This window comes from Chryseobacterium sp. JUb7 (assembly GCF_024806495.1).
Classification (GTDB): domain Bacteria; phylum Bacteroidota; class Bacteroidia; order Flavobacteriales; family Weeksellaceae; genus Chryseobacterium.
On the sequence record NZ_JANUFF010000002.1, the window covers coordinates 325154 to 339344 of the forward strand.

Annotated in this window: 12 protein-coding genes; 3 read left to right on the forward strand and 9 right to left on the reverse strand. The window is 35.6% G+C overall.

Annotated features, from left to right (window positions below; genetic code table 11):
• Positions 1–4 precede the first annotated feature (4 nt).
• The 9 genes from M2373_RS05085 to M2373_RS05125 all read right to left on the reverse strand — a co-directional run bounded on the left by M2373_RS05085 (position 5) and on the right by M2373_RS05125 (position 8851).
• Positions 5–499: a lipocalin family protein gene (locus M2373_RS05085; RefSeq protein WP_259108291.1), complete on the reverse strand. Its 495-nt coding sequence runs from the start codon at positions 497–499 to the stop codon at positions 5–7.
• A gap of 128 nt (positions 500–627) precedes the next feature.
• Positions 628–2310: a S8 family serine peptidase gene (locus M2373_RS05090; RefSeq protein ID WP_259108293.1), complete on the reverse strand. Its 1683-nt coding sequence runs from the start codon at positions 2308–2310 to the stop codon at positions 628–630.
• A 1-nt stretch (position 2311) separates the two neighbouring features.
• Complete coding sequence (locus M2373_RS05095) at positions 2312–2935, reverse strand: WbqC family protein (protein ID WP_259108296.1); 624 nt, start codon at positions 2933–2935, stop codon at positions 2312–2314.
• A 60-nt stretch (positions 2936–2995) separates the two neighbouring features.
• Positions 2996–4651 carry a signal peptidase I gene (lepB, locus tag M2373_RS05100; RefSeq protein ID WP_259108298.1) on the reverse strand — a complete coding sequence of 552 codons (1656 nt, stop codon included), beginning with the start codon at positions 4649–4651 and terminating at the stop codon, positions 2996–2998.
• Positions 4652–4762: 111 nt separating this feature from the next.
• Positions 4763–5464, reverse strand: a complete 702-nt coding sequence (dapB, locus tag M2373_RS05105) for a 4-hydroxy-tetrahydrodipicolinate reductase (RefSeq protein WP_259108300.1) — start codon at positions 5462–5464, stop codon at positions 4763–4765.
• A gap of 47 nt (positions 5465–5511) precedes the next feature.
• Complete coding sequence (locus M2373_RS05110; RefSeq protein WP_259108303.1) at positions 5512–6150, reverse strand: DUF5683 domain-containing protein; 639 nt, start codon at positions 6148–6150, stop codon at positions 5512–5514.
• Entirely contained in the window at positions 6151–7041 is an 891-nt protein-coding gene (locus tag M2373_RS05115) for a ParB/RepB/Spo0J family partition protein (protein ID WP_259108304.1), read from the reverse strand. It lies immediately after the preceding gene.
• A 30-nt stretch (positions 7042–7071) separates the two neighbouring features.
• The gene (locus M2373_RS05120) at positions 7072–7845 is read right to left on the reverse strand and encodes a ParA family protein (RefSeq protein ID WP_259108306.1); all 774 of its coding nucleotides are present in this window, start codon (positions 7843–7845) and stop codon (positions 7072–7074) included.
• Positions 7846–8008: 163 nt separating this feature from the next.
• On the reverse strand, positions 8009–8851 hold the full coding sequence (locus M2373_RS05125) for an energy transducer TonB (RefSeq protein ID WP_259108307.1): 843 nt from the start codon (positions 8849–8851) through the stop codon (positions 8009–8011).
• A 399-nt stretch (positions 8852–9250) separates the two neighbouring features.
• Between M2373_RS05125 and M2373_RS05130 the strand changes: the two genes are divergently transcribed.
• The 3 genes from M2373_RS05130 (at position 9251) to M2373_RS05140 (ending at position 14031) form a co-directional block, all read left to right on the forward strand.
• A complete protein-coding gene (locus M2373_RS05130; protein ID WP_259108308.1) occupies positions 9251–10852 on the forward strand; it encodes a hypothetical protein in 1602 nt (533 codons plus the stop codon).
• Positions 10853–11149: 297 nt separating this feature from the next.
• The gene (locus M2373_RS05135) at positions 11150–12988 is read left to right on the forward strand and encodes a hypothetical protein (protein WP_259108310.1); all 1839 of its coding nucleotides are present in this window, start codon (positions 11150–11152) and stop codon (positions 12986–12988) included.
• A gap of 209 nt (positions 12989–13197) precedes the next feature.
• Positions 13198–14031, forward strand: a complete 834-nt coding sequence (locus tag M2373_RS05140) for an N-acetylmuramidase family protein (protein WP_259108313.1) — start codon at positions 13198–13200, stop codon at positions 14029–14031.
• Positions 14032–14191 lie beyond the last annotated feature (160 nt).

A 14191-nucleotide genomic window follows, 5' to 3' on the forward strand; every position in this document is an offset into this window, starting at 1 on the left:
TTAATTATTTCATTCCAGTTCTTTCAAAGTTGTAAACAACTTTTACATTTCCACCATCAAAAGGAACGTTTTGTTCTAGTGAGAACTGATCAGTAGTCTGATTGATTACATCAAGGCTGTATCCTGCAATATTTTGTTTTGCTTTGGTACCGTCAGCAATTTTTTTGAAGACAAAAGTGCTTCCATTTTTTATTTCAAACTTGATAGGTTGTGTAAATCCACCTCCACAGTTTCCTCCTCCATTCACAGTATATGCACCTGTCCAGTTATTTGGAATTAATCTCCAATGACTTCCTACGAAACACTGAGCATCGATCCCATCATCAAAAGGCTTAATTTTATATCCTTTTTCATAATTCACGCTCACAATCTGCCAGTCTCCTTTCATTTTAAGAAATTCAGATCTCTGACCTTGTGCTGTTTGTGCATTTTTTACTCCGGAACAAGACACTGCAAAAAGTGATGTTCCCAACAACCCTGCAAGTAGTAACTTTTTCATTTTTGTATTGTTTATTATTTTGTTACTATAAAGTTACAAAAAACCGTGCCAAAATTGAAAAATAAAAATAAAAAAAGTCCGAAAAATTCGGACTCTTTATCTTTTACTCTTAAAAACAGGAATTTATACTATTTTTTAACAGTCTTTTTTACGGATTTCGTAGCCTTTTTCACATTGGTATTTTTACCATTATAAAAATTTGTATAAGCGTATTCTGCTGCTTTTTTCACATCAATTACTCCTCCAGCCTGAGATAAATCATTAAATCCATTACCTGTACTTGAATTGCTGGATTTTACTAATGATTCAATAACCTGAGCTGGTGTAAGTCCCGGCATATAAGCAAGCAATACAGCTGCTGCTCCCGCTACTACCGGAGAAGCCATAGACGTTCCCTGAAGATACTTGTATTCGTTGTGAGGAACAGTAGAATAAATCTCCTGTCCAGGAGCGAAAACGTTAACCATTTTTTTGTTAAAGTTTGAGAAACCAGCTCTCAAAGCATCATTTTCATTTGTACTTGCACCTACTACCAACACATTATCTACAAAAGGTTTCTCATCTGTGATATTTTTAAAATTGGTAGGATAAGCAATATGTTCTGCTACATCTTCATTTTCGTTTCCTGCCGCTTTAACAAGAAGTACTCCTTTATCCTGTGCATATTTGAAGGCATCCCAAACCACATTCTTCCCTGGAGAAACCGGTTTACCAAAGCTCATATTCAAAACTTTAGCTCCGTTATCTACTGCATACTTTATTGCATTAGCTACATCTTTGTCTCTCTCATCTCCGTTAGGGACTGTTCTTACAGACATAATCTTGGCAACTTTTGAAGCAACACCATATTGTATTTCCTTCCCCTGTGGTGATCCTGCGATGATACCTGCAACGTGCGTTCCGTGCATTGCATCCGGACCTTCATAATGATTATTCCCATAATTTTTTTCAGAATAATCATCATAATTATCGCCTACGATTTCTTTTCGGGGATCATAATTAAGGTCATATTGCTTGGCTTTAGGACCATACTCGTCTAAAGCTTCTTTAACTAGATCTTTCGCTGCTTTTTCAAACTCTGCAGAAGATTTTCCTTTGAACTCAGGAGCCTGAGAAAAATCTTTTAAGACCTGAAGAGCAATAGCATCTCTCTGGTCCGTAGGAGTTTTGATGGCTGCAATATTTTCAGCAGTCACTGATTTTCCACCCAATAATTTAACCATATTAGGAACCAGCTCGCTGATCATTGAATAGGTCTGAAAACCCTGTCTTCCTTCTGTACTGTTTTTAGCAAAAAGCTCTTTTGCTTTCATATACATTGCAAAATCTTCAGGCATTTTTGCTTGGTTTGCTTTATTCTTTGTAGAATCGTCGCCTTCGAAAATAGGTTTATATTTTGCCACCACTCTCGTTACTTCCATGTTATCTACATCAATGTCGCCATTTTTGCCACCAATAAAATTCCATCCGTGAACATCATCAATATATCCGTTTCCATCATCATCTTTACCATTTCCGGGAACTTCATTAGGATTAGTCCATATATTTTTCACTAATCCAGGGTGATCAACCTGAACTCCGCTGTCTAAGACCCCTACCACAACAGTTGTGGGTTTAAGACCTTTAGATTCCAAATATTTATACGCATTTTCCGTATTGACACCATATACTTTTGAAGTAGAGAAATCTTTATGATACCAAGTCATAAGATCTTTATCTTCATTCTGACCTCCATTTTTCGCTTGTGCTTCCTGAGCAGAAGTAAAACTGAAACCAGCTAAAAAAACAGCAGCTAATAATACCTTTTTCATATTAGTATAATTGTTTAATATTTTTAATATATGTCAGAGATTCAGGACCTTTGTTACAAATAAGATCCAAAACTGACAAATCTTTCAAAAATCCCAATTTATCTGAAAAAGTTTGATAATACTCTTCCATCTCAAATTCAGAAGGCGATTTTGCAGAAAATTTTTCTCTGAAATTGGTCGCTTCAGGATTTTTGATATATTCTTCATTCAAAGAGTGTGCCTTTTCTGTTTTAAGGATCTGCTGAAGAACTTCAAGGCCTTTAATATTAAAATCTAACAAATATTTTTCTTTCATATCGAATATTTTTCTGAATTTATCTTCATAATATTCGAAGTACGGAGAGCTTTGATAGGCTGTTTTTATGGATTTCCAGTGAAGATTTGCCCAATCTTCTCTGTAAGAGATTTCGATATCTTTGAATTCTCTCTTTCCATTATGATTTATAGGAATTATTAATGAAAGTTTACCATTAGCTCCATAAATATTAGCTCTGTTTCTGTACGTTTGCTTCGGGAAATTTTCAAACTGCTCGAATAAAATTTCACTTTCAGGATTTAAAAACACTGAAAACCAAGAAACTGGAGGTAAATAAAATACCGGTAATAATACATTATTCATATTCATAATAATACAAAAATGAAGTATTCTTTCAAATACTTCATTCTATTTATAGTTTAATTTTAATTATAATTCTTCTTCTGTATTCTTCTTTTTGAATAGTTTCATAAAATACTCCCATCCAAAAAATAAGATCAAAATCATTGCTGCAATCCACCAGTATGAAGTTTTGTTGGCTTCACCTGTGTTGGTAGCTTTAAACATTCTATCCCAACGAACTTTGAACGGAGCCTGATAAGAAGAACTGGCATCCTTGAAAGCTCCTTGTAAACTCATCCAGGTAAACATCGGCTTTCCTACGATATTTTCTTCAGGAACGAAACCAAAGAATCTTGCATCCAGAGAAGCATCTCTGTTATCTCCCACCATCATATAATAATCCTGCTTGATCGTATACTGGTTCGTTTCTTTTCCGTTAACGAAAATTTTTCCGTTTTTATTTTCCAAGCTGTTGTGCTCGTATTCAGAAATAATCCACTGATACATTGGAAGACTTTCCTGATTAAGAGCTACGACATCTCCTTTTTTAGGAATTCTAACCGGACCGTACCAATCCTGATTCCAAGGTTTGTTAATCGGGAAGATTGACTGAGTCGTATCAATACTTTTTGTATAATCTGTTTTATCAGCATTTAATTTATATGAAATAGCCCCTACTCCTTTTTCCAAAACATCTTCCTTCATATCTATGACCTGAGGAAGCTGTTTGATTTCAGCAGCTGTTTGATCCGTTAATCCTTGAAACCAATAAACAAAGCCTTTATCAGTCTGCTGTTCCTGTACCGGAAGGAAACCGTTTGTATTGTAAAGTCCCGGAATATCCAGCTGGCTTCCTGTTGTTACCATATACCTGTGCTGAACCTCCTGGTCACCCAATACTTTTTCAGGCTGCCCATTTACGAAAAGCCTACCGGCTCTCATCTCAAAAGTATCACCTGCAGCGGCCACACATCTTTTAACATAAGGATCTTTTCTGTCAATTGCTGTATGCACGGAATCCTGAGGGTAGTTGAAAACAACTACGTCATTTCTCTGCGGCTTATTAAACTGAAGAATTCTTGAATAAGGCAAAGCAACTCCGTCTACATAAGATTTTGGATCATCTTTAGGATTTCCGGGCTGTCCTGTATCCATAATTGTTCCCTGTAAGAAAGGAATTGCTAATGGACGCATTGGCATTCTGTATCCGTAACTCCATTTATTAACGAAAAGGAAATCTCCAACCAGTAAAGTTCTTTCCATAGACCCTGTCGGAATTCCGAAAGGCTGAGTTACAAAAACGTGAATAATGGTTGCGAAAACTACTGCAAAAGTTATAGATCCTATAAAAGAATCTTTCTTCTTTGCATTCTTTTCTTCATCGGTTAAGAACAATTCATTTTCATCTTCTAACTCTACGTTCTTTGAATAGTTAACCGTTGCCATATAGATAAACGGAAGAATCGCCGTAAGAAGCTGGTGCTGGAAAAGACTTTTCCCAAACTTTTTCATCAAATAAATATGAAAAACCGTCATCATGATAGGGCCTACAATCGGTAAATACGATAAAATAGCCCACCACTTAGGATGTTTTGTCTCTTTAAGAATAATGAAATAGTTGTAAAAAGGTATAAATGCAAATAATGGATTATACCCTAATTTTTTGAACAGCTTCCAAGTGGAAATCCCCATCAACACGGATAAAATGAGAACATATACTGTGTAAGTTAAAAAATAATTCATAAATTTTTTGTGCCTAATCTATAATATGAGTAATAGGTAATGGATAATGAGTCATAAAATCTCCTGTCCATTTTTATTATTAGTTTGCAATGTAGGAAATTTGTTACAAAATTAAAGACCTAAAACGTCTTTCATTCCGAAATTTCCTTTTTTATCCCTGATCCATTCAGCAGCTACTACAGCTCCCAGTGCAAAACCATTTCTGTTGAAGGCTGTATGTTTGATCTCAATTTCATCCACTTCACTTCTGTAAAAAACACTGTGTGTTCCGGGAACCTCATCTTCACGAATCGCAAAGATACCCAACTGATTCCCCTGCGTTTCTTCTAATTTCCAGGCTTCAAATTTCGGATTGTGTTTAAAGATACCTTCTGCTATGGAAATAGCAGTTCCACTTGGAGCATCAAGCTTATGGATATGGTGAATTTCTTCCAGCTGGCAAGAATATTCATCTACATTTTTCATTAAATCGGCTAACTTTTCATTGAGTGCAAAAAATAAATTCACCCCTAAACTAAAGTTAGAACCATATAAAAATGCCGTTTCGTTTTCAACAGCTATTCTTTCTATTTCTTCTTTTTTCTCCAGCCAGCCGGTTGTACCGCAAATGACCGGAATTTTGTTTTCCAGACAGGCTCTGATGTTGCTATACGCTACTTCCGGTAAAGAAAATTCGATAACGACATCCGGATGGTTAAGATTTTCAGCAGTTGGGGTTTCTTTTAATCTGGCTACAACTTCATGTCCTCTTTTCGTGGCAATTTCATCAATGATTTTGCCCATTTTACCATATCCAACTAATGCTATTTTCATAAATATCTATATTATTGAACATATGAATTTACTTCACATGCATTTTATTAAAATCTAAAACTTAAGCTTAAACCCGTTTTTGGTGGATTTATTCCATATTGATCCTGAATAACCGCGGGACTGAAAGTCAAGTCCGGATCATGACGGCTTTCGTAAAGATGTGCATCAACTACAGCATCTACGATATTTAAAATATAAATTAACCCCGTAATGGCAATTGCATAATCTCTTTGTCTTTTTGCTCTGTCCTGAGCATTTCCCAATGCAACCTTATCCAAGAACGGATGATTATCGACAAACTCGTTAGGTGTTCCGTTAAGCTTTGCGATATAATATTCTCTGTACTTTTTGTACTGATTGTCATTCCAGATCGCAATACCGACTCCGGCGCCCACCGCTCCCCAAACAATAGGAACTTTCCAGTATTTTTTATTGTAATACTGCCCCAGCCCGGGTAATACTGCAGAATAAAGTCCCGCCCTGGTAGGATTAAGTTTTAATGTTTTTTTTGTGGGACCGTTTGCTTTTTCAAGATCCGAAATCACTTTAGACTCAGATTTTATTGGTTTTGCAGCAGGAATGCTGTCCTTCGGATGGTATTCCACCCGAATGGTATCATTAGGATTCACTTGTGAATATGCAAAAGCAAACAGACACAGGAAAAATGTGAAAAGTATTTTCTTCATTTATTTAATATGAGATAAAATATATTCCAGCTCATCTTCATTTTTGAAATCAAGAACAATTTTACCTTTTTTACCATTGGGAGAAGCTTTGATCTCCACTTTTACTTCTAAAATATCTGCAATTGTTTTCTGGGCTCTCTTATAACTGTTAGAAAGCTCAGCCTTTACTTTTTTTGCAGCCGGTGATTTTGGATTCTTTAATGCAGTAGCAGCTTGCTCGGCCTGACGTACATTCAGTTTTTCCTGAATAATTAAATCAAATAAAGCCTGCTGATGCTCTTCAGTTTCAAGACTGATAATTGCTCTACCGTGTCCTGCAGAAATCTCTCCACTTCTGATAGCGTTCTGAATATCCGGATTTAATCTCAATAATCTGATGGAATTGGTGATCGTACTTCTGTCCTTTCCAACTCTCTGACTCAGATTTTCCTGTGTAAGGCCAATCTCGTCCATCAGTCTTTGATAGGTTAATGCAATCTCAATCGCATCAAGATCTTCTCTCTGGATATTTTCAACAAGAGCCATCTCAAGAAGCTCCTGATCATTAACAAGACGAATATAAGCAGGAATAGATGTTAAACCTGCAAGCTTTGTTGCTCTGAAACGTCTTTCTCCAGATATAATTTCGAAATTCTCGCCATCTTTTCTTAACGTAATCGGTTGGATTACCCCAAGATTTTTAATCGATTGAGCGAGTTCGTTTAATGATTTTTCGTCAAAATAAGTTCTTGGCTGAGTCGGATTGGGATAGATATCCTCAAGGGCAACTTCTACGATATTCCCTACAAATTTGTCTGCCCCTTCATCAGTCGCTGAATTAACCGTTGCTTTGGATTCTGCACTTAAAATTGCGCCTAAACCACGTCCCATCGCTCTTTTTTTGTCCTTCATAGTTTGCTTTACGCTGTTTGTTTATGGCTATTAATTTTTTATTAACTTCTCGTTTCTCAACAAAACTTCTTCTGCCAGCTGAATATACTGGATAGCTCCTTTACTTTCAGCATCGTAGTTTAAAATACTTTCCCCAAAACTTGGAGCTTCACTTAATCTTACATTTCTACTGATAATGGTATCAAAAACCATTTCCGGGAAATGCGAGTTTACTTCTTCCACCACTTGATTCGATAATCTTAATCTGCTGTCATACATTGTAAGAAGCAATCCTTCGATATCCAAATCTTTGTTATGTATTTTCTGAACATTTTTAATGGTATTCAGTAATTTCCCAAGACCTTCCAGAGCAAAATACTCACACTGGATAGGAATAATTACAGAATCTGCTGCAGTAAGAGCATTCACGGTAATCAAACCTAAACTTGGAGCACAGTCGATGATAATATAATCGTAGCTGTCTCTCACGCTTGCCAATGCTTTTTTAAGCATATATTCACGGTCTTCCTTATCTACCAATTCAATTTCCGCAGCAACAAGGTCGATGTGAGAAGGAACGATATCCAAATTGGGTGTAGCCGTTTGTTTGATACATTTTTCTGTTTCAACGCTGTGTTCTAATAGATTGTAGGTAGAATACTGAACATACTCCACTCCAAGACCAGACGTCGCATTCGCCTGAGGATCAGCATCAATGATCAATATTTTTTTTTCCAATACTCCTAATGCAGCTGCAAGATTTACAGCTGTTGTAGTTTTACCTACTCCACCTTTTTGGTTAGCGATACCTATGATTTTTGCCATTATTAGAACTTTAAGTTTCAAAAATACACTTTTTTCTTTGCTCTCAATGGATGCGGAAAACGAAAATTGAGTTAAAATACTGTTAATAAACATTTTAACAATAAAAAAAATTATCCACAAAAAAAATTCTTTGTGGATAACTATTTAAAAATTTGTTTGGAGATTAATTTTCAAACTTCATGGAGATCGGAAATTTGAAGTAACTTCTTACCGCTTGCCCTTGTTTATTTTTACCGGGCTTCCAGCTCCCTTTAATTTGTTTAATTACTCTTGCTGCTTCACTGTTGAAAGAGGCATCTTTACCATCGGTTTTGATTCCTGAGATCGTTCCGTTGGTCTCAACAATAAAAGTAACGGTTGTTTTAACAACACCATTGTTGTCTTCAAAGCCTGAAGTATCAAATTTGTTCATTACTTTATCTCTAAAAGCGTTAATTCCGCCTTCATAGCTTGCTTCAACGCTTAATTCGGAACCTTCTACAATTTTAGAAGGATCTTCTTTTGGAATTTCTACTTTTGGAATCGTTGGAATGGTTCCTGTACCAATAGTTGGAGCTGCAGGTACATAACTTGTATTTGGAGCAGGATCTGCTTTAAAATTATCTTTCAAACCCGCTATAGCATCACTTGGAATCTCTTCTTTTTTTGTATCCGGAGCTGTTCTTGATGGCGTAGGAACAGTATTATCAAAAGTTTTCACAACAGGAGCTGTTGTTTGTTGTAATGGCTGAACCTTTGGTGGAAGTATTACATCATCTGGAATTACCGGATCTTTAAGATTAATTTCAACTCCGCCATCGCTTAGTACTATTGTATCGCTTTTAAATGCATTGATAACAAAAGGAGTAACAGAAATAGCAGCCAGTAAACTCACGCCCACAAAAAGAGCTTTAGTAAGTATTTTATCTGATTCATTTCTTAAAACATAGGCGCCATATTCTTTGTTACGGTGCTCAAAAAGAACTTCGTTAAAACGAAACTCTTTATTTTCTAGTAGGTGTTTCATCACTATTAAATATTTAAACTGTTATATAAGGTGATTATTAGTTTTAATAGCTCTTATCGATAAGCATTGTTTCAATATCAAAACATTTGCCAAATTTTTGTTAAAATCACAATATTTTAAAAATAATTATAACAATCTACAAAATTAACTATGCTAAAAATAACAACTGTCTATATATAAGTGAGATGCAATTTTCCATTTTTCTCTAAAATCTTCCATTTAATTATAAAAATCAATTCAAAAATAAAAAACAGTAAAAACCACACTCCAAAATCGGAAATACACTGACTAATCCCTTGTGAATGTGACAGATATTTGTACCATACAAAAAATACAAAATCGGGGAACGCTGAAAACCGAAACAGAGTAAGCAAGAAAATCTTAAAAAAACTTATAATTATGCCTACATTAACTCAAGAAGCAAGATCAAACTCATTAATGAGTATGCTTTTAAAACAAGTTTACGATTCTATTACCAATGGCGGAGATCCGGATTCTATTGGACCGAACGACTTTATTGCATTCGACCCGATCGGAATTACTTTAACAGAAGATACTTTCGATTATGCATTAAACGGGCTTTTCGGAAATGCACCGGCTCCAAAACCATTATTGGACGGAACAGGAAAACCAATTTTGGATGCGAACGGAAATCCTAAAACAAACCTTGAAGAGTTCCAAAATGCAATGAAAGACAGCAAATTCCGTAAATATCTTCAAATGGAGCAGTTTTCTGCAATGGTAGACGCGATTCCTTCTACTCTTCCACCATTGACGGATAACGGAAACGGAAGAATGATCACCATCTTTAATGATTCTTCTAAAAGAGTTTCTAAAGTATACGAAGATTTGATGCAATGGTCTGTGGTAGTCGACACTCCAATGGATCCTAAGGTTGAAAAAAATCTTGAAAAACTGAGAGATAAGCTTTTCAAAATTAAAGTCGTAAAAAACCCTGATTTTGATGAAAATGCTCCGGTTGACGATCTTAACAAACCTGAATTACACCAAACTTTCGTTGCACCGATGTATTCTAAATATATCGAATACCAAATGAAATATTACGATATCGTGGATGCCAATAATTCTATCAGAATCGATGCTGACAACGGTGATCCCGATGCAATGGCAACTTTATCTATCGACGGTAAAAACATGAAAAAAAGAGAAGATGCAGCTTTAAAAGCATGGCAATCTCTTGGATACAAAGAAGCAGTGGAAAGAATTCAGAATTACCTAAGTGAAATTGAAGAAAAACACATGCTTGTCATTAAAAAACGTCTTCAGTCTGAATTCAGAAACAGTCAGAGAACAAGAGTGATCGATTATATCAACTATTCTCCGTCGATTCCGATTTCGGCAAATGCATTGAAAGAATCTAAAAACTGGCCGACAATTTCTATGTATGAAGGAAGTGCGCACAGCGATTATTCGAAATCTATCCACAATTGGAGCGCGGGTGCAGGATTCAGCATGGGATTGTTCAGTATTGGTGCGAGAAACAGCGGAAATACGACGAGAACATCGATGAATACTGATTTCAGTAACCTTAAAATTTCATTTAAACTTGGAAAAGTAAGAGTGGAAAGAGGATGGTTCAGCGAAGAATTTGTTGAATCTAAATACTGGAAACTTCACGAAACTTCACCACAATCTTTAAACGGAGACATCATCAGTGACGGTAAAGGAAAAGGACTGATGCCAATGATCGTAACCGAATTGATCATTGCAAGAGATGTAATGCTTGATTTCGGTGAAAACAGTACGGCTTACAAAGCTGCAAGTACAAAAATCAGTTCTGGAGCTGCAGTGGGAATCGGACCTTTCGTATTTGGTGGAAGTCATAATTATGAAAATCAAAATTCTCAAAGTGATGCAAAATGGAGTGGTAAAAAATTGCAGTCCAATGGAATTTACATCATCGGATACAAATGTCACGTGATTCCAAAATCACCGAATCCAAATCCTGACATCAAAGTTTGGACAGACGGAAAATCATAATATTCTTCTCATAATAGGGGTAACCGGCAGATCTTTTTCTGTCGGTTATTTCAAAAAACCATGATGTAACCTAAGCTCTAGAACACAACGTCACTTCGAGTAGATTTTTGAAAAAAAATTGTATCGAGAAGTTGATCTAGGTAAAAGTTCTCGATACATTTTTCTTCATTTCATTACGAAAAACACTCGAACTGACGTAAAAACTTCAATTGCTGGTTTTACATAAAACTTAAAAAAACTGAAAATTAAAAACCCAACAGCCAGCAACAATCAACTAATAACCAAAAACCAATTGCCATGAAATATTTTGTTGCCGTTTACCAAAAATTGAGAAACATTTACACTTCTCAAAGTTCGATGGAAAATGATTTACCGATGATATGCCCTTCTCTAAGAGTGTATGAAAACGAGGAACTGGAATTGCTGAAACCTCCAAGTTTATTAAATGATGATCAGAAAAAAGCACTTTCCATCATTAAAAAACAAAATGTGGCGTATGAACTCAATTCTGTTCCGATTTCTCCGAATTTCTGGGATCTGAATCCGAATAACGCTTTGTTTGATATTTACAGAGATATTCTGGATAAAAACAGTCTAAAAAATTTAGAGGAAAGTCTGGATAAAGTTGTTGCCAATCAGAGTGCTATTTTATTTGATGCAAAAGGAGCTGATACGAAAGAATTAAAAGCTTATAAAAAATATCGGGATACACATGAAACGACAGTCAATAATGTTGCTACTCACCTCGAATTATTCGACGGATTGGATACTGATGACGAAAAAACAAATTGGAATGATCAATTAATCAACCTTAATAATCTGAAAGCTCTCGCATTTTCTGAATGGAAAGTGAAAGGCAGTAAAGATTTAATTGAAAAAGAACTTTCAAGAGTTAATAAAAATTCTGATGCCGATTTATATCTCGCCATGGCTCAAAATGCAAAAAATACTTTTGAAGCTGCGGAAAAAACTGATGTCATCAATAATTCTTCGATTCATGATATTAATTTTATTCCTTACGATTTCATGGAAAATGAATCGGGCTGGAATAATATGAGACTTGAAAAAAACGAACTTGAAAATTTACATACTGAAGCCAAGAATTCCAATGAAAATCTGCCTTCCGAAATTCTTTCGATTGATTACGATGAAAGTGTGATTTTGGCTGTAGAATTCGATTATTCATTTGTTCATTTAAAAAGAAACTGGTTTAATAAAAACTTCATGCTTTCTCAAATGTTTGAATGGAAAGAACCTAAAAAAATATCCGACGGGCAGACGATTTCGAGTGATTTTAAATTATCGGCATTTCCAAAAACGATGATTTTGATTAAAAATTTAAAAATCGTTTTAGACCCATCAATAACAAACGATACGGTAAACAATCCAAATCAACTGATCTATTTTGGTCCATTGATTATGAAACAACAGCTTTTCGTCAACAAAACCAATAACCAGAAATTCCTGAAAGCTGTAACCAACGTAAGAACTATAAAATCTGATCAATTAAATACCTTAACCAGAAAAACAGCGAATCCTGATGCTGCAAAATTCACAATTCCTGATCCGGCACCAAAACCAGTTGCTCAACCCGTAACGGAATCTCCGAAAGTAAATCCTGTTTTTAATAATAGAATAAACGTGGGCATGATGGGAGGTGTAAGAACAATGCGACCTGTGACGCCTGTTGCTACGCCAGTTCAACCTCAACCCACACTTGTAAAACCAGTCACTCCCATTATTGCAACACCGATAAGAACTCCCGGAATCTTTGTTCCTATCCGACTTCCGATTCAGGTTCAACCGACTGCTGCGAATGTCCAATTCAAGGTTTTTGACAAAATAAATAATGATCCTATTTATAAATGTGCAATTTCCATTAAAGGAACGAATAACAGCCGTATTTTCGAAATTGAAACCAATGAAATCGGAATGATCAGCCAAATGATCCCGGTCGGCGAATATAGCATTGAGCTGAGAGTAGATGATTACGCTGTTTTAAATCAGAATTTCAGTGTTACAAATACAAATCCTGTGAATCTGGAATACAGGCTTCAAAGAGAAGAAGTGAAATTTAAATCATTCTTTTTGATTGGAATGATTTGTGAGAGAATGCCGAGGATTCCTATGAATTAAATTCTTTTCAAAAATTATCCATTATTCAAAAATCCTTCGACTGCTTCGCGCTCAGGATGACATCGCTAGTACTAACAGTTTGTATTCAGCAGAATAATTGGCCAGTGTCATGCTGAGCTTGTCGAAGCACCTCACGCAAACACTTAAAAACCTCAAAATAAATTAAAACACATCACACTTAAATTTTAAACAACCAAAAACTAACAGCCATGAAACTTTTAAAATATTATACAAAATCTTCGGAAGTCACTACACTTTGTGAGCTTCTTTACAAACAAGGATACAACATCAAAATTTCGGATTCTTTTTCTCTGGAAGTTGATGCAGCTGTAAAGGATTTTCAGCGAAAAAATTCTTTAGTAGTTGATGGAATTGTCGGAATGAAGACCTGGACAGTTTTATTACAAAAAAGTTCTGCTCCAGCTCCGACAAATTCGACCGATAAATTTTTAAAAGAAAGTGATCTGGTGAATTTTGCCAATCAGTATTCTTTGGAATTAGCTGCCGTAAAAGCCGTAAACGAAATTGAAAGCAGTGGAAAAGGATTTTTATTAAACAACAAGCCTAAAATATTATTTGAAGGACATATTTTCTGGAGTGAACTAAAAAAACGAGGAATTGATCCAAATGCTTATTACAATTCCAATCATAAAGATGTTTTATATCCGAAATGGACGAAAATTTATTATCAGGGCGGTGTAAAAGAATACGACAGACTGAATGAAGCCATGACTTTGGGCGCTGATCCGAAATTTAAAGATGCCGCATTGTCTTCGGCTTCGTGGGGAAGTTTTCAGATCATGGGATTTCATGCAAAACCGCTTGGTTACATTGATACTGCTGATTTTGTTGCTAAAATGGAAATGAATGAAGGAGAACATTTGAAAGCTTTTGGAAAGTTCCTTGAGAAAAACGGACTTTTAGTTCATTTAAGAAATAAAAGCTGGGCAAATTTCGCCAAAGGCTATAACGGCAGCGGTTACAGGCTTAATAAATATGATGAAAAGCTAGCCAAAGCGTATGCTAAATATTCTAAAAACTAATTAACCAATTCATATTTTACCAACGCATTGATTTTATCCTTAAAGTTCCCTTTGCGTTGAGACCTACTTTTTTCTCCTGCAATTTTTGTGGGAGATTTTTTGTTTTTTCCCGCAGATTTCACGGATTTACACAGACGTTTGCGTCCGAGAATTTTATATA